Raw genomic sequence first — 17914 nt, forward strand, 5'->3', positions numbered from 1 at the left:
GGTTTACAGTGCGCAGGAGACGCAGCCGGCGACTTCCGTCCCCTCCAGCGCCAACTGACGGATGCGGATGTAATACAGCGTCTTGATGCCTTTTTTCCAGGCATAGATCTGCGCCTTGTTGATATCCCGAGTGGTGGCGGTATCACGGAAAAACAGCGTCAGCGACAGGCCCTGATCCACATGCCGCGTGGCGGCGGCGTAGGTGTCGATAATTTTTTCCGGCCCGATCTCATAGGCGTCCTGGAAATACTGCAGATTGTCGTTATCCATATAGGGGGCCGGATAATAGACCCGTCCGGTCTTGCCCTCCTTGCGGATCTCGATGGGAGACACGATGGGATGGATGCTGGAGGTGGAATGATTAATGTAAGAGATAGAGCCGGTGGGAGGCACCGCCTGCAAGTTTTGGTTATACAACCCGTGCGCCATCACCGAGTCACGCAGGGCCAGCCACTCCTCGCGGCCCGGCAGGGCGATGCCGGCGCCGGCGAATAAACTTCTCACCCGTTCCGTTTGCGGTTGCCAAACCTGCTCCAGGTAAGGACGAAAGTACTCGCCGGAAGCATAACGGGAATCGCCGAAGCCGCTGAACGCCTTCCCCCGTTCAATGGCCAGCCGGTTGGAGGCCCGCAGGGCATGATAGGTCACGGTATAAAAATAGATATTGGTAAAATCCACCCCTTCTTCGGAACCGTAGTAAATATGTTCCCGCGCCAGGTAGCCGTGCAGATTCATTTGCCCCAAACCGATGGCATGGGATTCGTCATTGCCTTTGACAATGGAGGGAACGGAAGCGATCCGGCTCATGTCCGACACTGCGGTTAAGCCGCGCACGGCGGTTTCCACCGTATTGCTGAAATCCGGCGAATCCATGGTGCGGGCGATATTCAGCGAACCGAGGTTACAGGAAATATCCTTGCCCACCTCGCGGTAGCTTAAATCCTCATTGTAAAGCGTGGCGCTGTTCACCTGCAGGATCTCCGAACAGAGGTTGCTCATATTGATCCGGCCGGCGATGGGGTTGGCGCGGTTAACCGTATCCTCGAAAACCATATAAGGATAACCGGATTCGAACTGGATCTCCGCCAGGGTCTGGAAAAACTGCCGGGCGTTGACGGCGGTTTTGCGGATGCGGCTGTCCGCCGCCATCTCATGGTATTTCTCGCTGATATTGAGCTGGGAAAATGGCGCGCCATAGACCCGTTCCACGTCATAGGGAGAAAACAGATACATCGGGCGGTTGTCACGCGCCAGTTCAAATGTGATATCGGGGATGACCACGCCCAGGGACAGGGTTTTGATGCGGATTTTTTCATCGGCGTTTTCCCGCTTGGTATCGAGAAAGCGCATGATATCGGGGTGGTGGGCATGGAGATAGACCGCGCCGGCGCCCTGGCGCGCCCCCAGCTGATTGGCATAGGAAAAGGCGTCTTCCAGCATTTTCATCACCGGGATCACTCCGGAAGACTGGTTTTCAATGCGTTTGATGGGCGCCCCCGCTTCCCGCAGGTTGGTGAGCATAAACGCCACGCCGCCGCCGCGTTTCGACAGCTGCAGCGCCGCATTGACCGAGCGGCCGATGGATTCCATATTGTCTTCGATGCGCAGCAGGAAACAGGAGACATATTCCCCGCGCTGCTGTTTGCCGCAGTTGAGAAAGGTCGGCGTGGCGGGCTGGAAGCGGCCGGTCATCATCTCTTCCATCAAGCGGACGGCCAGGGCGCCGTCGCCGGCGGCCAGGGTCAGCGCCACCATGCAGACCCGGTCTTCATAACGTTCGAGATAGTGCCGGCCGTCAAAGGTTTTCAGGGCATAACCGGTGTAGAACTTCAGGGCTCCCATAAAGGTCTGGAAACGGAAATGGTGCGCATCCGCCCGTTGGTACAGCTCGGCGATAAATCCAGCGGAGTAGGGCGCCAGTACTCCCGCTTCGTAATAACCTTCCGCCACCAGGGCGTCCAACCTGGCCGCGGGCGACGGAAACCGCCGGCTGTTGGGGATGACATGCTGCTGTAGGTAGCAGTCTATGGCCTGGCGATCTTTATGGAATTGTATCTTGCCTTCCGAGTCATACAGATTCAGCATGGCGTTTAAAGCATGATAATCCGCCAGTTCCGGACCGGGGCGGGTGATGTTCAGTTCTGTCGTTGCCAAAATTCGGTCACTCCCTCACGTACCTGCCGCACGTCTTCCGCTGTTCCCAGTAATTCGAAACGATAAAGAAAGGGAACCTGGCACTTTTTGGCGATGATGTCGCCCGCCAGACAGAACGCCGCGCCAAAATTCCGGTTACCGGCGCCGATGACGCCGCGCAGCCAGGAACGATTCGTTGCATCATTGAGAAAACGGATCACTTGGGGCGGTACCGCCCCGTGCCGGCTGCCGCCGCCATAGCTGGGAGTAATTAGGATATAGGGGCTATCCATCTGCAGCCGCTGCGACGTCGCCAGGGGAATCCGCACGCTGGGCAGGGAGACCTTGCCGACAAAGCGGTGCGTATTCTCCGAGCTGCTGGAAAAATAAACCAGGGTGGCCATAGCGGTTTACGACGCCATGGCCGCGGCGGCCAGACCGCTTATCTTGTCCGGCCTGAAGCCGCTCCAGCTGTCGCCGGCGGTTTCCACCACCGGCACCTGCTGGTAGCCCAGGGAACGGACATAATCCAGCGCCTGCCTATCCTGCAGAATATCTACTTTCCGATATAGAAGGCCTTTGCTGTCCAAGGCGCGACAGGTGGCGTGACATTGAACGCAATCCGGTTTAGTGTAAATAGTAATGCTCATGATTCGTATTTACCTCTTAAGTAACAATCCCAAGTGGAGTTGTGCGGCACGGGTAGTGGTGGAATCTGTCGTTAATACTATATGTAGATATTATTTTTATCAACCACGCAATATATGGTGTTAATGCAGGGGGAGGCAAAGCGGCGACATAAAAAAACCGCTCTTTGGCAAGAGCGGTGAGCTTATTGACAAAGTGCCCGGTCGGAACAGGCTGCCAGATCGTAAACACGCCGTGAATACATCCTTGTAGGCTCGATCCGCGCCATCCATGGCGCGGACGGTTTACTCTTCTGGCAGCCTGTCCCGCCTTATTGACTCCGAGTGCGTTTGTCAGCAGTCTGACCGCTCTTTGGCAAGAGCGGTCAATATTGCCTGGTCAGGAGGGGCAGCGGCCGGACACCCGGCCGGGCAGTAATTTTAACGGCGGGATAATAGCACGCCGAGGACTATGCCTACCGCGGTGGTGATGCCCAGGCTCTGCCAGGGTTTTTCAACAACATAATTTTTGGTCTGAATAGCGGTATCGCGCGCATACTGGCCCAGACGGCTGGTGCCGTTCACGCGGGCACGGGCATCTTTCAATACGCCTTTGGCTTTGCTGCGCAACGCGTCCAGCTGTTCTTGCGTTGTTTTTTCGGAAGTGTTGAGCAATTCATCCAAAGTGTCGGCTAACAGAGAAACATCGTCTTTGATATCCCGTTGGATCCCGTCTTTTTCAGTATTCGTAAACATGTGTTTCTCCCTTTCGGTTATTGAGTGATTTAACTTTAGTTCATTCAGGGGCTTCTTGCTGGCATGCCGGCGGTTTCGGGCTGGATTACACGATATAAAAACAAAATTCCAGCAGGGGACACGCAGGGGCCGGGATAGGCGAAACGGGCGGCCGGTCAAGCCTTTACAGGCGAAGCGGGGGAAAGGGAAAGGAAAAGTTTTCCGATTTTTGGAATATTCCGAAAAAGCGCCGGCCGACTACAGGCGAGCCCCTTTACTGATTACATTACTGTGAAACTTCACCCGGACTAAAAGAGGACGAACCATGTATTTAAGACCCGATGAAGTCGCTCGCGTACTGGAAAACGCCGGTTTTGAAAGAGATTATATCACTCAACAATGCTACGGTTACCGCAAAGGTCATCATTATGTCTACGTTAACCGGGAAGCCAAAATGGGACGGACCGCCCTGGTGGTGCATCCTTCCCTGCGGGATAAAAGCAGCCTGTTTGCCGCACCGACCTCGCCGGTACGCTCCAGCGACAGCTACCGCGCTTTCCCCGCCGACCCTCAAGGGACGCCGGACAGCCATTACGGAATACCCCACGGCTTCAGTTCCCGCGCGTCGCTGCACCATTATTTGAAAAAGATGTTCAATTGAGCGACTCATTAAGGGACCGCGCCATTATGGCATACAGCTCGGCGCGCCCATGGCGATTGAACAGGCGCTGCTCTTCAACGCTGTCGAGGTGGGTTGCGGAGAATTGTCCGGCAAAGCTTCTGAGCGTTTCCTTGGGGTAGGCTTTCCCAACCCGCGAAAGTGAATCTCCGGCAAGACTTTCCATAGCTTTAGCAACAAAAAGACCACAGGCGTTGGGTGCGTTTTCTTGTAAATTATCGTCGATAAATGTCACCTCTTGCTGCTGTCCGACCCCGCAGCGATGGGCAAGATCAACCAGGTAATTTTTCTCGTCGTTATTCAAATAATGCGAGCTGTCCAGGACGATCGCTTCTTTTTGCTCATCTGCGTTGATAAACCAGCCGAACAGAATCCAGTGGTCACGGAAAAGCAACGGAATAAAGCCGGCCGCGGGTTCCGAGGCGGATATGCCGTCGGAAGCATTATAGGCTCCGCCAAACGACATGCGCCGGGAGTCGGCATCAGGGGATTCCAGCGATAAGAGCACCCGTCTGTGGTTCCCATCAGTAACCTCACTCTGGGAAACGTTGGCGGCGGGATAGAATGTGAGGGTGCTATCGACCTCAAGCGCGTTGGCAAAAACGTCTATTTCGGCTGAGGAAATGAATCGATTGGTTGCCAAAGCCGATTCAGCGGTATTCTCTTCCAATTCACTGACATAGTGTAAGAATATTGATGTATTCTGTAATTTACCAAAGAGTTCAGCCTGCTGTTCCGACCCGCTTTGGGCTTCGAAAGCGGCCATAAGCAACAATGAGGCAGGCAATTCCCATATGTCGGTGCTTTCACGCCGCGTGTTTTGGTTTCTTTGCTGAACCAGGGTAAAAAGCCGCAGGCTGTCTTTGCCTATCTGCTCTCTTAGCCGGGTATCGTCGGGTCCCTTGCCGCGATATAAATCGAAAAGACAATCTTCAGCCTCGGCCCCCCTCTCACTGGCTTCGCAGGCCAGGGTGAAGAGGTATTCAATACTTGCGGTATCGTTTCGTGTGGCCCGCTCCTTAAGTTCGTCAAGCAAACGGCGGTCTTCCGTGGGCCACCGATCGCAAAAGGAATTTTTTTCCGGATAATCAGACGGTATGCCCTTAGTATTTACCGGCGATGGTTGAATATCGAAGGCCATTTTTTTCCCTTTAATAAGCAAGTTAGTTCAATTCTATAATTTGTATTTCCTCTTGGCTTTCATATATCGCCATTAGCGATTCGCTGCTTGGCTTTGCTGTGTAGCAGCGGAAACGCCTGCACTTTTTTGATGAAAAAATGCAACATTTGCACTCTTAACGCTCATTTATTATACGCCCAGGGACGCTGGCGCCGGCAGCAAACCTAATGATTACATAATTAATCAGTTAATTAATTGATTAGTTAATTGATGGCACGCTAGTTGCTAATTTAAAGGGTAACGCCAGGTCACGGCCACGGGCGTTAGGACACATTTTTGGCTGATCCGCCCTGATTATCGGGTTAACCGGGTAAAGACGTTTCAGGAGTTCCGAGGAATGAGAAAACTATTTATGCTGCCCCATACGCTGTTGCTGTGCGCAGGTTTGGCTCTGGGAAGTATGGTTTACGCAGCGGACGGCACGCCTATCGCCATGGATAAAACCTTGCACGATATGCTGCCGGAAAACATCAAGAACCACGGCTATATCAATCTGGTTACCGATGCCCACTATCCTCCCTGCGAAGTCTTCGCCGAGGATAACAAAACCATGCTGGGGTTCGAACCCGATTTGTGGGATGCCCTGGGCAAGGTGCTAGGGGTGGCGGTAAAGCCGGTATCCATTGATTTCGACGGTTTGATTCCCGGCGTGAAAAGCGGCCGTTACGATATGGCCATGGAGTGCATCTCCGACAGCCTGGAGCGGGAAAAACAGGTTACGTTCGTGAATTACGCCTATGCCACCAATGAAGTCTATACCCTGGCGGGCAACAAAAGCATCGTCAGCGATCCGTTGTCCCTCTGCGGCCTGAAGGTGGGCGTACAGTCCGGCACTGATTTCCAGCATGCCGTGACGGAAATTTTCAGCCCCAACTGCGTTAAGAACGGTAAGCCGGCGATTAACGTCACCACGCTGCCTTCGGCGGATGCCGTACTGCTGGCCCTCTATTCCGGGCGTATCGATTTTGTCCTGAATGACGCCGCCGCGGCGGCAGCCATTAAAAAAGCGGCGCCACGTCCGATACGCACCGTCACCATGCCCCTGATGCCGAGGTATTATCTGGGCATCGTGGTGAAGCCGGATAACCAGCAGCTGGCCCAGGCCTTGCTGGGGGCGTTAAAGGTGCTGTGGGACAACGGCGAGTATGACCGCATCATGAAAAAGTGGGATTTGGATCCGGTGAAGCTGGAGCAGCCGGGCATCAATCTCTTCACCACCCGTCCCATGTAATCCGGCGGTGGCGGGCAATATGCAATCGGTAAGTCCGGCGCGGGGAGCAGGCCCGCTTGTCGCCGACGTCACCATGGCGTGCGACGTGCTGGTGGTGGGGTCGGGAAGCGCGGCCCTCAGCGCGGCACTCGCCGCGTCCGTGGCGGGGCTGTCGGTATTGGTGATGGAAAAGGCCGAAAGCCTGGGAGGGACCTCTGCCATGTCCGGCGGCGCGGTGTGGGTGCCGGCCAATCATCACGCCCTGGCGCAGGGGGTGGCGGACAGCCCGGAAGAAGCGTTGACCTATTTACGCGCCACCGCCCCGGACGGATGGCGGGAGACGGAGGACCCTCTTTGGCAGCAGTTTTGCCGCTGCGCGCCGGAGATGCTGGCCTTTTTGGAAAAACACACCCCGCTGCGCTTTGAGCTGACGCCGGAATCCGATCCCCTCATGGCCTTTGACGGGGCCAAAGCCTTCGGCAGGATGGTAACCCCCGCGCCTTTGCGGGCGGCGGTGCTGGGCTCCCGCCCCTGGCCCATCAGGACGTCGCCGCTGCCGCAGGTGTACACCTATCAGGAAGTGATCCGCGAAGACATTTATCATCATCCGTTCCGGGTGGCGGCCAAACTGGCGCCGCGCCTGGTCTGGCGGCGGCTTACTTCTACCCGGACCAAAGGCGCGGCGCTGATTACCGGGCTGCTGGCGGGGTGTCTGGCCAACGGCTGCCGGGTGAAGACGGCGGCGCGGGTGCTGGAACTGATTACCGATGGGGAACAGGGGGTCACCGGGGCATGGGTCGCCCGGCACGGCCGCCTGATCAAGGTGACGGCGGCCCGGGGCGTAGTGTTGGCCAGCGGGGGATTCGAATGGGACGCCCGGCGCCGGGCCGTCCATTTTCCCGGTCCTTTCGATGCCATTTCCAGCCCGCGGACCAACGAAGGCGACGGGCATCGCATGGCGGAGGCGGCGGGCGCGCAGCTGGCCCATATGGATCAGGCCAACATCAGCGGATCCCTGCCCACCCGCTATGAAGGCCGGCCTTACGGTTTGTCGGTGTTTTTTCAATATGAACCGAACATCATTCTGGTGAACCGCCACGGCCGGCGGTTTACCAACGAATTCCAGTTCAATCTCGGCGAGGCGCTGGACGAGCGCTGTGAACAAAGCGGCCTGCCGCTGCATCTTCCCGCGTGGCTTATCGCCGACAGCCGGCTGCTGTGGCGGGCGCCGCTATTGTCGGTCTGTGCCCTGCGCAACAAAGGCTGGCTGCGCCGCGAGGCGACCTTGGGCGGGCTGGCGGCCCTGCTGGGGCTGCCGCCTGGCGCGCTGGAGGAGACGGTGGCGCGCTTCAACGCCTGTTGCGAACGGGGCGTGGACGAGGATTTTCAGCGCCATCTGGCCACCGGCCATGGGGCGGGAGATCGCCGTTTTCACGGCGGGTTAATGAAAATAGCGCGCGGTCCGTTTATCGCGATACCGTTCAACCGAAGCTTCCTGGCCACTAAAGGCGGCCCGCGTACGGATGAATTCGGCCGGGTGATACACCGCGACGGCACGGTTATCCGCGGCCTGTATTGCGCCGGCGTCGCCATGGCCAATCCCATTGGCACCCGCGGCGTGGGCGCCGGCACCACCCTGGGACCGAATCTGACCTGGGGTTATATCTGCGGACGCGCCCTGGCGCATGGCGGCGATTCCGCTTCCTCTTCACCGGAGAAATAAAAGTAATGGAAAATACGCTGATGGCGGGGAAAACCGCGCTTATCACCGGCGGATCAAAAGGCATCGGCCGGGCTATTGCCCTGCGGCTGGCACAGGCTGGCGCCAATATTGCATTACTCCTCAGGCAGGATCGGGCCGCCGGAGAGAGCCTGATGGCGGAAATCCGCGCCCTGGGCGGCCGGGGAGCGGCCTATTATGGCGATATTACCGAGCGGGAGCAGGTAAGGGAGCACATTGCGGCCATCACCGCCGGCTTCGGCGGTATCCATATGCTGGTGAACAACGCCGGCGCCGTCGCCCAATGCGCCTTATTGACCCTGGATGACCAGCAATGGCGGCAGGTGATTGCCACCAACCTCACCGGCTGTTTTGTGGTGGCCACCGAGGCGGCGAAACAGATGCGCGCCCAGGGCGGCGGCGGCATCGTCAATATCGCCGGCGCCTCGGCGCACCGTTGCTATCCCGGCGCCGGCGCTTTCGGCGCCAGTAAAGCGGCGGTAGTCAACCTGACCCGGCAAATGGCCGTTGAATGGGCGGATTACGGCATCCGGGTTAATGGAGTCAGCCCGGGGCCCATCCGGGACGCCGACGATGACTGGCAGCCACGGGAGCCGCAGCTGGCGGCGGAAGTGGCCCGCTTGCCGCTGCGCCGCGCAGGTTTGCCGGAGGAAGTGGCGTCGGCGGTGTTCTATCTGCTCAGCGACGCCGCCTATACCACCGGCCATATGCTGGCGGTGGACGGCGGTGGCCTTTGCACCTGGTATATGACCCGATGAATAGCCAGGCTTTTCATTCTTATTCATAAAGAGGAACCCAACATGCCCGACACCACGACGCCGGCGGTTGCCGCATACCAAGTGGTAAAACAATTCCACGGCAATGAGATCCTCAAAGGCGTGGACATCCGGATCCGGCGGGGGGAGGTTGCGTGCCTCATCGGCCCTTCCGGCTCCGGTAAGTCCACCTTTTTACGCTGCATTAACCATCTGGAGAAAATCGACGGCGGGGCGCTGTATGTGGAAGGTGAGCTGATGGGCTACCGTCAGGTGGGGGATAAGCTTTATGAGCTCAAGGAAGCGGAGATCGCCCGAAAACGCGCCGGAATCGGCATGGTCTTTCAGCGCTTCAATCTTTTCGGCCATATGACCGCCCTGGAGAATGTCATCGAGGCGCCGCAGCGGGTACGCAAAATACCGCGAGCCGAGGCGCTGGAGCAGGGCAAGGCGCTGCTGGCTCGGGTGGGATTGTCCCATAGGTTTGACGCCTACCCTTCGCAGCTTTCCGGCGGCCAGCAGCAGCGGGTGGCCATTGCCCGCGCGCTGGCGATGAAGCCTACCCTGATGCTGTTTGACGAGCCCACCAGCGCGCTGGATCCGGAATTGGTGGGAGAAGTGCTGGACGTGATGCGGGATTTGGCAAAAGAGGGAATGACCATGGTGGTGGTAACCCATGAAATGGCGTTTGCCCGGGAAGTGGGGGACAGCGTCGCGTTTATGGATAACGGCGCGATCATTGAGAAGAGCTCGCCGGAGGAACTGTTCCAGCGGCCGCAGCACCCGCGAACCCGCTCGTTTTTGGCTAAATATCTTTCACAGTGATGGAATATGTTTAATATGTTGTTTTTAAAGTATTTATTGTTAATTGAAAAATTAAATTCAGCGCTGGATTTTCATTGACAGTAAGAGAATGCAAGTGCATATTATTAATTAACTGATTAATTAAATGTGTGGCTGCCATTGCGCTATCCTTCTGCGGTTAAGAGAGATGAGATGACAGACAATCAGCAATACCGTGCCATGCGGCAGCGACAAATAGACGCCGCGCACGAAAAAGCGTTTCCCCATGATGCCCTGGTGGTCATACCCACCCGTTACCCCGGGCGCTGGATTTCAGTGGCGGTGTGCGTTTTGCTGCTGATCCTGCTTATCCGGTCCATGGTGATGAATGAGAATTTCGGCTGGTCCATTGTGGGGCACTACCTGTTTTCTCCCATTATCCTGTCGGGATTATGGGTAACGGTATGGCTGACGGCGGTGATTATGGCCTTGGCGATCGTGCTCAGTGTTTTTATCGCCACGCTGCGGTTATCCGCCAACCCGCTGTTGTCGCGTTTCAGTTCCGGCTATATCTGGTTCTTTCGCGGTACGCCGGTGCTGGTGCAGTTGATTTTCTGGTATAACCTGGCCGCGCTTTATCCAGAGGTCTATATCGGCATACCCCACGTGTTTACGCTGTACCAGGGCAGTATGAACGATCTGATTACCCCCTATACCGCCGCCATATTGGGATTGGGATTGAACGAGGCGGCCTACATGGCGGAGATCATCCGGGCGGGCATGTCATCGGTGGATACCGGTCAGCAGGAGGCGGCTCGCGCGCTGGGCATGAATAAAGGATTGTGGTTGCGACGCATTATTTTGCCGCAGGCGATACCCTTTATTATCCCTCCCACCGGGAACCAGGTGATAGGGATGTTGAAAACCACCTCGTTGGTCAGCGTGATTTCGTTATCGGATTTGTTGTATTCGGCACAATCTATTTATTCTCGGACGTTTGAAAATATTCCGTTACTGATTGTTGCCTGTATTTGGTATTTATTTGCCACCACGATATTGAGCTGGATACAGGGCGGATTGAAAACATATTCCGTAAAGGTCAAACCGCCGATAGATTCGCTCGGAATTAAAGGTTGGACGGGAGCAGGCAATGAAATTGGGATTGTTTAATTTAATGTCATACCAGGATAATCCGCATGGAATCCAGGGCGTCATTAATGATATGCGCAGCATGGTCGGCCTGGCGGAAGAAATAGGGTTTGAAACCGCCTGGTTTGCCGAACACCATTTCAGCAATTATTCCATCAGCGTATCGCCGCTGTTAATGGCCGCGCATATGGCGGGATACTGCCGGCGGATCAAACTCGGTACCGCGGTTATTGTTTTGCCGCTGTATGAACCCATGCGCCTGGCGCAGGAAATCGCCCTCGTGGACCGGTTGACCGACGGCCGCCTGGTGTTGGGCATCGGCAGCGGCTACCAGGCCTACGAATTTGACCGCTATGGCATGGACGTGGCGCGGCGCAACGATATCCTGCTGGATAAGTGGGCATTTATCGAGTCGGCGCTGGTGGACGGACAGACCGAGACGCTGTCATGGCAAGGGCAGCACATTAAAACGGACTTTTTGCTCAGGCCGCTGCAGCAGCCCCTGCCGCCGGTGTTTATCACCACCGCCCAGCCGGCGCTGTTGCAGCGATTCAGCCGTTGGCGGCCCACCGCCTTCATGACCGCCGGCTGGCGCGGTTCGCCGCGGCTGAAAACCATGGTGGACGACGCCCGGCGGGAATGGCATGAGGCCGGCCTGCCGGCGGATACGCCGGTGGCGGTACAGCAGTATATCCATGTCACCGACAGCAAAAAAGCCGCCCTGGAAGCCGCCGAGCGGGCGCTGTTCGTGGCCCGGATGATTGCGGCGCTGCACGGCAAGGAGATGAGTACCGAAGGCGCTTTTATCCACGCCCCCAAATTCCCTGATGAACCGGATGCCTCGGTGATTCGGGATAATCTGATTATCGGCGATGCCCAGCATGTGGCCGAACGTATTATCCAGGAAGTCAAGGATTTGAATCCGTCCCATTACAACTGTTTTTTCCAATTTGGCGATATGCCCATTGCCGCCGCCAGGCAATCATTGGAAAAATTCGGCCTGGAGGTGATTCCATTATTGGAACGGGCCTTGGGTAAAGTCACGGTGGATATTCGTTAAGTCTTATTACGTTAAATGTATTACCCAATATGCTTTGTTATTAAAGGGGAGAGTCCATGCCTGAATATTCACAGCGAATACCTGTTGCCGGTGACGATTGCGGGATGATAATCGAAAAGATTAAACGGCAGCAGTCCGATAATTCCGCCCTGGCCGAGACGTTACCGCCGGAAGCCTATAATAGCGATGCATTTTTTTCTCATGAAATGGAAAAAATATTTCGCGGCGATTGGGTATTCGTCGGCCATATATCGCAAATTCCGGCGCTGGGGGATTATTTCACGCTGGATATCGTTAATGAGCCGCTGGTGGTGGTGCGCAACGCCGAGGGCGTCAGCGTCATGTCCGCCGTTTGCCTGCACCGCTGGGCTCCGGTGGTTAGCGGCCAGGGCAACTGCAAGGCGTTTGTCTGCCCGTTCCATAACTGGACCTACGATATTACGGGCAACCTCATCGGCACGCCCTATATGAATCAGGCGGCGGATTTCGACCGCAAGCAGTGCCGTCTGCCGGTCATTCGCAGTGAAATCGTTCACGGCATGATTTTCATTACCTTTTCAGAGCAGGTGGAATCCATTGCCCAGCGGTTAAAGCCCCTCAACGCCCTGTTGGATAAATACCAGGTGGCTGAACTGGACACCGCCTATACCCTGGACTACGACTGCCCGTTCAACTGGAAAATGGCGGTGGAGACCTTTATGGAGTGCTATCACCACTCCGCGGTGCACCGTACCACCCTGGAAGACAGTTTTCCCGGCCGGCTGAGTTATATCGGCGAAGACGGCCCCGGCTGGACCCTGTGCCATCAGCCGCTGCGCAAAAACGGCGAACTGTCCGAAGTGCTGACGGAAGGGCTGATTCCTTTAACCGGCTTTAGCGAAGAGGATATGCGGCAAATCCATCTGATGCTGATTTATCCCGGCTGCCTGATAGGCCTCAATCCGGATCGGCTCAGTATCAGTACCCTGCTGCCCATCAATAAGCACATGACCGTCTGGCATCGTCTGGTGCTGGTGTCCAAGGCCTCCAGCGCGCAGCCCTCTTTTGCACAGACCGCCGCCGATATGAAAGCATCCAGCCTCTCCATCATCGATGAGGATCTGATGATTAATTCGGCCCAGCAACGGGGCAGCGCATCGCAGCTGGCCGGGCCGGGACGCCTGGGACATTTGGAAACCACGGTCTGGCATTTGGCGAACTATATACGTACTCGCATCTGACGCGCGGGCTCACGCCGGCAGGATAAAAAAGGTAATCGGCATGAAAATGAAAAAACTCGGACGGTCCGGGCTGGACGTCTCCGCGCTGTGTTTAGGCTGCATGACCTATGGCGCGCCGGACAAAAGCGGCTATAGCTGGACCCTGGATGAACGGCAAAGCCGCACGTTTATTCAAAAAGCGCTGGAGCTGGGCATCAATTTTTTTGATACCGCCAACGCCTATTCCAAGGGGCACAGCGAAGAAATCCTCGGCCGCGCACTGCGGGATTTCGCCCGTCGCGACGAGGTGGTGATCACCAGCAAAGTGTTTAATCCCATGCATCCGGGGCCGAACGGCAAGGGTCTGTCCCGCAAGGCCATTATGACGGAAATAGATGCCAGCCTGACGCGGCTGAACACCGATTACATAGATTTATACCAGATTCATCGCTGGGACTACGAGACGCCCCTTGAAGAGACGCTGGAAGCGCTGCACGACCTGGTGAAGATGGGCAAGGTGCGTTATCTCGGCGCGTCGTCCATGTATGCCTGGCAGTTCTGCAAGGCGCTTCATGTGGCGCGGGAAAACGGCTGGACGCCGTTTATCGCCATGCAAAACCATCTCAATCTGCTGTATCGGGAAGAGGAGCGGGAAATGATGGGGCTGTGCCGGGCCGAGGGCATCGGCGTCACCCCGTGGAGTCCGCTGGCGCGGGGACGGCTCAGCCGGCCGTGGCAGCAGAGCGCCGCCACCGATCGCGGCGCCGACGATGCCTACGCACGCTTTCTTTATACCGCCACCGAACAGGCGGACCGGGAAGTCATCCAGGCGGTAACGGATGTCGCCGCCCGGCGCGGGGTGTGCCAAGCCCAGGTGGCGCTGGCCTGGCTGTTCACCAAGCCGTCGGTGACGGCGCCCATTATCGGCGCCACCGCGTTCAGCCACCTCACCGATGCCGTCGCGGCGACGGAGCTGGTGCTGACGGAGCAAGAAATAGCCGCCCTTGAGGCGCCCTACATTCCCCATCAGGTGGTTGAACATACCTGAGCCGGTGTTTTTTATCTTTCTTATACAGAGCCTATTATGAAAAAAAGTCATCAGCAGATAGCGGACATCGCGGAACAGTTGAAGCAAAAAGGGGTGGAGTATTGCATGGGCGCCTATGTGGATATCCACGGCGTACCCAAGGGCAAAGTGGTCCCCCTCAGCCATTTCAGCCAGATGGCGGCCGGTTCGGAGCGCTATACCGGCTATGCCCTGGACGGTCTGGGCCAGCTTCCCAATGAGGACGAACTCACCTCGGTGCCGGACCTGGATCATATTATCCAGCTGCCCTGGGAACCGAAAATCGCCTGGATGCCGGCGGATAATGCCTTTAAAGGCGAGCCCTATGCGTTAAACACCCGGGTGGCGCTGAAAAACGTCTTGGCGCAGGCCAACAAGATGGGCTTTGGGTTCAATCTCGGCATCGAATGTGAAATCTATCTGTTGAAACGGGATGAAAACGGTGGGTTATCAGTACCGGACGCGGATAATAAATTAAACAAGCCATGCTATGACCTGCAGGGATTTGTCGATCAGTTCGACTGGCTGGATACCATGTCCCGCACCATTAACGATCTGGGCTGGGATCTCTATTCGCTGGATCATGAAGACGGCAATTCCCAGTTTGAGTTCGATTTTAACTATGCCGATGCGTTGACCAGCTGCGACCGTTTTATTTTCTTCCGTTTCATGGCGAAACATTACGCCAAGGAACGGGGATTGGTGGCCACCATGATGCCGAAGCCCTTCGCCAATAAAACCGGTACCGGCGCGCATTTCAATATGTCTTTATATGATATCGCCAGCGGCGAGAATATCTTTGCTTCCCGGGATGACCCGCGCGGCCTGGGCCTGTCCGACACCGGCTACTATTTTATCGGCGGCTTGCTCAAGCACGGCCGGGCGCTGTGCGCGGCATTCGCGCCCACCGTCAACAGCTACAAACGTCTGGTGCGCCAGGGGGCCATGAGCTACTTCTCCTGGGCGCCGGTATTCAATTCCTACGGCTCCAATAACCGCACCAACTCGGTTCGGGTCCCGGCCGGGGGCGGCCGCTGCGAATCCCGCAATGCCGACGGCGCGGTGAATCCCTACCTGGCCGCCACCCTGGCATTGGCCGCCGGGCTGGAAGGCATTCGCGAGAAAATCGATCCGCGGGAGCCCAACGAAGACAATCTCTATTCCATCAGCGAACAGGAACGGCGGGCGCGGGGCATTGATTTCCTGCCGCAGAACCTGCTGGAAGCGGTGGAAGCCTTTGCCGCCGACCCCTTTGTCGAAGCCACCCTCGGCACCGCGCTGCGGGATGAATTCGTTAAGTACAAGACCCAGGAATGGAACAATTACCATCTCCATGTCAGCCAATGGGAAATCGACCAGTACAGTACAATATTCTGATGAGCGGACAACCTGAATTGTTTGAGGTGGTGGTGGCGGAGAGGAAGGATCGGGGCACCGGCGTCATCATTATCACCCTGGCCCGTCCCGACGGCGGGCCGCTGCCGCCCTTTGCCGCCGGCGCGCATATCCCGGTGCAACTGCCGGGGGGATTGCTGCGCTACTATTCGCTGTGCGGCGATCCGGCGCAGCGTACCCGTTATAAGCTGGCGGTTCTGGTGACCCGGCACTCGCAGGGCGGCGGCCAGGTCATCCGCGAAAAACTGCTGCCGGGGGTGGCCTTGGCTGTCGGCGAGCCGCGCAATCACTTTCCGCTGGAACCGCATCCCGGCCCGACGCTGTTGCTGGCGGGGGGCATCGGCATTACGCCGTTGTTATTGATGGCGTTGGCCCTTAAGCGCCAGGGCCGGGAGTATCTGCTGCACTATTTCGGCCGTGCCGACACCTTGGCGGCCCTGGCGGAGGAGCCGGACTATAGGGAGATAGCGGGTGATATCCTGGTGGATACGCAAACCCGGCCGCCCCGGCAGGCAGCGGTCCAGGTGGATGCGGCCTTGGGGCCGCTGTCGGATCCGCTGCCTGAAGATGCGGCGGCCATGGCGTCCGCCGGGGATGCCGCTATGTCAGGCCGAGACGGATCGCTGGACGGGATATTGCATGACTGGCAGCAGCGTTACCGGCGGTTTGAGCTCTATTACTGTGGCTCGACGGAATTTATGCAAACCATCCGCGATCGCTGTGTTGCTCTGGGCATACCGTCGGAGGATTGCCATTGTGAATCTTTCTCTCCGCCCAAGGTGGCCGGCGAAAAAGCCTTTGCGGTAAAAATCCACGGCACCGGCGAAATTATCCCGGTTAGCGCCGAGCAGACCATTGCCGACGCGCTGAATGATGCCGGTGTCGGGGTGGAGATTTCCTGTGGCCAGGGGTTGTGCGGTACCTGCCTGGCACAGGTGAAAGAGGGAGTACCGGATCATCGGGATGAGTATTTAAGTGCGGAGGAGAAGGCGGCCAACACGAAGATTTTGCTTTGTTGTTCCCGTTCGCTTTCATCAACCCTGGTTATTGACGTTTAATTGTTAGCAGAGGAATCACACTATGTCCGTAGCGCCTTTTCATCTTGCGATACCGGTTTACGACCTGGCCGCCGCCCGCCATTTTTATGGCGATATCTTCGGGTGCGAGGAGGGGCGCAGCAGCGAGCAGTGGGTGGATTTTGACTTTTTCGGTCATCAGCTGGTTATCCATGAGCATCCGAAAACCGCCAGTCAGGATCATGCCCATACCAATCCGGTGGACGGCCATGATGTGCCGGTGCCGCATTTCGGCGTGGTGCTGGCCTGGGATGATTGGGAGGCGCTGGCGAAACGGCTGACGGAGCGAAATACCGCCTTTGTGATTGAGCCGTATATTCGATTTAAAGGGCAGGTGGGGGAGCAGGCGACGATGTTTTTGCTCGATCCGTGCCAGAATGCGTTGGAATTCAAGGCGTTTAAGGATATAGGCCAGCTGTTTGCCAAGTGAGGGGCGGCCAGCGGCGCGGGCGACCTTTAACACGTTCGTTGCACGTTCGGTGATGGCGCGCTCTCCCTTTAACACGCTCGTTGCACGTTCGGTGATGGCGGGCCTAGCGTGCCATGGGGCGCTTCGGCGGGCGGTAAAACCACGCCCGCGTCGGCCCCATTGGCGCGCTCTCCCTTTAACATGCTCGTTGCACGTTCGGTGATGGCGGGCCTAGCGTGCCATGGGGCGCTTCGGCGGGCGGTAAAACCACGCCCGCGTCGGCCCCATTGGCGCGCTCTCCCTTTAACATGCTCGTTGCACGTTCGGTGATGGCGGGCCTAGCGTGCCATGGGGCGCTTCGGCGGGCGGTAAAACCACGCCCGCGTCGGCCCCATTGGCGCGCTCTCCCTTTAACATGCTCGTTGCGCGTTCGGTGATGGCGGGCCTAGCGTGCCATGGGGCGCTTCGGCGGGCGGTAAAACCACGCCCGCGTCGACCCCATTGGCGCGCTCTCCCTTTAACATGCTCTTTGCACGTTCGGTGATGGCGGGCCTAGCGTGCCATGGGGCGCTTCGGCGGGCGGTAAAACCACGCCCGCGTCGGCCCCATTGGCGCGCTCTCCCTTTAACACGCTCGTTGCGCGTTCGGTGATGGCGGGCCTAGCGTGCCATGGGGCGCTTCGGCGGGCGGTAAAACCACGCCCGCGTCGACCCCATTG

18 protein-coding genes are annotated in these 17914 nt (G+C 57.4%); 13 read left to right on the top strand and 5 right to left on the bottom strand.

Annotation, left to right across the window (positions count from 1 at the left end):
• Nucleotides 1-3 precede the first annotated feature (3 nt).
• Genes nrdE through nrdH form a run of 3 tightly spaced genes read right to left on the bottom strand, consistent with a single transcriptional unit; the run spans nt 4 to nt 2783 of the window.
• Nucleotides 4-2154: a class 1b ribonucleoside-diphosphate reductase subunit alpha gene (gene nrdE, locus GTU79_RS05385; RefSeq protein WP_203522637.1), complete on the bottom strand. Its 2151-nt coding sequence runs from the start codon at nt 2152-2154 to the stop codon at nt 4-6.
• Nucleotides 2136-2537 (bottom strand): class Ib ribonucleoside-diphosphate reductase assembly flavoprotein NrdI, encoded by a 402-nt coding sequence (gene nrdI, locus GTU79_RS05390; RefSeq protein WP_203522636.1) that lies wholly within the window; start codon nt 2535-2537, stop codon nt 2136-2138. The genes nrdE and nrdI overlap by 19 nt, the downstream gene beginning before the upstream one ends.
• A gap of 6 nt (nt 2538-2543) precedes the next feature.
• Nucleotides 2544-2783, bottom strand: coding sequence for a glutaredoxin-like protein NrdH (gene nrdH / locus GTU79_RS05395; RefSeq protein ID WP_132923183.1), 240 nt, complete (start codon nt 2781-2783; stop codon nt 2544-2546).
• Between nrdH and GTU79_RS31285 the strand changes: the two genes are divergently transcribed.
• Complete coding sequence (locus GTU79_RS31285; RefSeq protein WP_165934161.1) at nt 2782-2907, top strand: cyclic lactone autoinducer peptide; 126 nt, start codon at nt 2782-2784, stop codon at nt 2905-2907. The two genes, nrdH and GTU79_RS31285, sit on opposite strands and share 2 nt — an antisense overlap.
• A gap of 293 nt (nt 2908-3200) precedes the next feature.
• Here GTU79_RS31285 and GTU79_RS05405 read toward each other — a convergent pair whose 3' ends face one another.
• Nucleotides 3201-3515 carry an ElaB/YgaM/YqjD family protein gene (locus GTU79_RS05405; protein ID WP_132923181.1) on the bottom strand — a complete coding sequence of 105 codons (315 nt, stop codon included), beginning with the start codon at nt 3513-3515 and terminating at the stop codon, nt 3201-3203.
• Nucleotides 3516-3819: 304 nt separating this feature from the next.
• Between GTU79_RS05405 and GTU79_RS05410 the strand changes: the two genes are divergently transcribed.
• Complete coding sequence (locus GTU79_RS05410; RefSeq protein ID WP_132923180.1) at nt 3820-4155, top strand: DUF2002 family protein; 336 nt, start codon at nt 3820-3822, stop codon at nt 4153-4155.
• Here GTU79_RS05410 and GTU79_RS05415 read toward each other — a convergent pair.
• Nucleotides 4148-5314, bottom strand: a complete 1167-nt coding sequence (locus tag GTU79_RS05415) for a C48 family peptidase (protein ID WP_203522635.1) — start codon at nt 5312-5314, stop codon at nt 4148-4150. The two genes, GTU79_RS05410 and GTU79_RS05415, sit on opposite strands and share 8 nt — an antisense overlap.
• Nucleotides 5315-5690: 376 nt before the next feature.
• On the opposite strand from GTU79_RS05415, the gene GTU79_RS05420 reads away from it, so the two are divergent.
• The 11 genes from GTU79_RS05420 (at nt 5691) to GTU79_RS05470 (ending at nt 17217) form a co-directional block, all read left to right on the top strand.
• Nucleotides 5691-6584, top strand: coding sequence for an ABC transporter substrate-binding protein (locus GTU79_RS05420; RefSeq protein ID WP_243701463.1), 894 nt, complete (start codon nt 5691-5693; stop codon nt 6582-6584).
• A 19-nt stretch (nt 6585-6603) separates the two neighbouring features.
• On the top strand, nt 6604-8286 hold the full coding sequence (locus GTU79_RS05425) for an FAD-dependent oxidoreductase (RefSeq protein WP_203522634.1): 1683 nt from the start codon (nt 6604-6606) through the stop codon (nt 8284-8286).
• A gap of 5 nt (nt 8287-8291) precedes the next feature.
• Nucleotides 8292-9062 (top strand): SDR family NAD(P)-dependent oxidoreductase, encoded by a 771-nt coding sequence (locus tag GTU79_RS05430; protein WP_253073490.1) that lies wholly within the window; start codon nt 8292-8294, stop codon nt 9060-9062.
• Between the two features lie 42 nt (nt 9063-9104).
• A complete protein-coding gene (locus tag GTU79_RS05435; RefSeq protein ID WP_132923177.1) occupies nt 9105-9884 on the top strand; it encodes an amino acid ABC transporter ATP-binding protein in 780 nt (259 codons plus the stop codon).
• Nucleotides 9885-10055: 171 nt separating this feature from the next.
• The gene (locus tag GTU79_RS05440; RefSeq protein WP_420854152.1) at nt 10056-11012 is read left to right on the top strand and encodes an amino acid ABC transporter permease; all 957 of its coding nucleotides are present in this window, start codon (nt 10056-10058) and stop codon (nt 11010-11012) included.
• On the top strand, nt 10993-12051 hold the full coding sequence (locus tag GTU79_RS05445) for an LLM class flavin-dependent oxidoreductase (protein ID WP_203522633.1): 1059 nt from the start codon (nt 10993-10995) through the stop codon (nt 12049-12051). Before GTU79_RS05440 ends, GTU79_RS05445 begins: the two co-directional genes overlap by 20 nt.
• A gap of 56 nt (nt 12052-12107) precedes the next feature.
• Nucleotides 12108-13271 (top strand): aromatic ring-hydroxylating oxygenase subunit alpha, encoded by a 1164-nt coding sequence (locus tag GTU79_RS05450; RefSeq protein WP_203522632.1) that lies wholly within the window; start codon nt 12108-12110, stop codon nt 13269-13271.
• A gap of 40 nt (nt 13272-13311) precedes the next feature.
• Nucleotides 13312-14298: an aldo/keto reductase gene (locus GTU79_RS05455; RefSeq protein WP_203522631.1), complete on the top strand. Its 987-nt coding sequence runs from the start codon at nt 13312-13314 to the stop codon at nt 14296-14298.
• A 36-nt stretch (nt 14299-14334) separates the two neighbouring features.
• Entirely contained in the window at nt 14335-15693 is a 1359-nt protein-coding gene (glnT, locus tag GTU79_RS05460; protein ID WP_203522630.1) for a type III glutamate--ammonia ligase, read from the top strand.
• Entirely contained in the window at nt 15693-16769 is a 1077-nt protein-coding gene (locus tag GTU79_RS05465; RefSeq protein ID WP_203522629.1) for a PDR/VanB family oxidoreductase, read from the top strand. Before glnT ends, GTU79_RS05465 begins: the two co-directional genes overlap by 1 nt.
• 22 nt (nt 16770-16791) lie before the next feature.
• Nucleotides 16792-17217 (top strand): VOC family protein, encoded by a 426-nt coding sequence (locus tag GTU79_RS05470; RefSeq protein WP_132923171.1) that lies wholly within the window; start codon nt 16792-16794, stop codon nt 17215-17217.
• Nucleotides 17218-17914 lie beyond the last annotated feature (697 nt).

Source organism: Sodalis ligni, assembly GCF_016865525.2.
Taxonomy (GTDB): Bacteria; Pseudomonadota; Gammaproteobacteria; order Enterobacterales; family Enterobacteriaceae; genus Acerihabitans; species Acerihabitans ligni.

Coding starts and splice junctions, on each gene's coding strand:
- GTU79_RS05405 (WP_132923181.1), bottom strand. CDS start 3,515: ATGTTTACGAATACTGAAAAAGACGGGATCCAACGGGATATCAAAGAC.
- GTU79_RS05415 (WP_203522635.1), bottom strand. CDS start 5,314: ATGGCCTTCGATATTCAACCATCGCCGGTAAATACTAAGGGCATACCG.
- GTU79_RS05430 (WP_253073490.1), top strand. CDS start 8,292: ATGGAAAATACGCTGATGGCGGGGAAAACCGCGCTTATCACCGGCGGA.
- GTU79_RS05470 (WP_132923171.1), top strand. CDS start 16,792: ATGTCCGTAGCGCCTTTTCATCTTGCGATACCGGTTTACGACCTGGCC.
- GTU79_RS05420 (WP_243701463.1), top strand. CDS start 5,691: ATGAGAAAACTATTTATGCTGCCCCATACGCTGTTGCTGTGCGCAGGT.
- GTU79_RS05455 (WP_203522631.1), top strand. CDS start 13,312: ATGAAAATGAAAAAACTCGGACGGTCCGGGCTGGACGTCTCCGCGCTG.
- GTU79_RS05445 (WP_203522633.1), top strand. CDS start 10,993: ATGAAATTGGGATTGTTTAATTTAATGTCATACCAGGATAATCCGCAT.
- GTU79_RS05465 (WP_203522629.1), top strand. CDS start 15,693: ATGAGCGGACAACCTGAATTGTTTGAGGTGGTGGTGGCGGAGAGGAAG.
- nrdH (WP_132923183.1), bottom strand. CDS start 2,783: ATGAGCATTACTATTTACACTAAACCGGATTGCGTTCAATGTCACGCC.
- GTU79_RS05425 (WP_203522634.1), top strand. CDS start 6,604: ATGCAATCGGTAAGTCCGGCGCGGGGAGCAGGCCCGCTTGTCGCCGAC.
- GTU79_RS05435 (WP_132923177.1), top strand. CDS start 9,105: ATGCCCGACACCACGACGCCGGCGGTTGCCGCATACCAAGTGGTAAAA.
- GTU79_RS05440 (WP_420854152.1), top strand. CDS start 10,056: ATGACAGACAATCAGCAATACCGTGCCATGCGGCAGCGACAAATAGAC.
- GTU79_RS05410 (WP_132923180.1), top strand. CDS start 3,820: ATGTATTTAAGACCCGATGAAGTCGCTCGCGTACTGGAAAACGCCGGT.
- GTU79_RS05450 (WP_203522632.1), top strand. CDS start 12,108: ATGCCTGAATATTCACAGCGAATACCTGTTGCCGGTGACGATTGCGGG.
- GTU79_RS31285 (WP_165934161.1), top strand. CDS start 2,782: ATGATTCGTATTTACCTCTTAAGTAACAATCCCAAGTGGAGTTGTGCG.
- glnT (WP_203522630.1), top strand. CDS start 14,335: ATGAAAAAAAGTCATCAGCAGATAGCGGACATCGCGGAACAGTTGAAG.
- nrdI (WP_203522636.1), bottom strand. CDS start 2,537: ATGGCCACCCTGGTTTATTTTTCCAGCAGCTCGGAGAATACGCACCGC.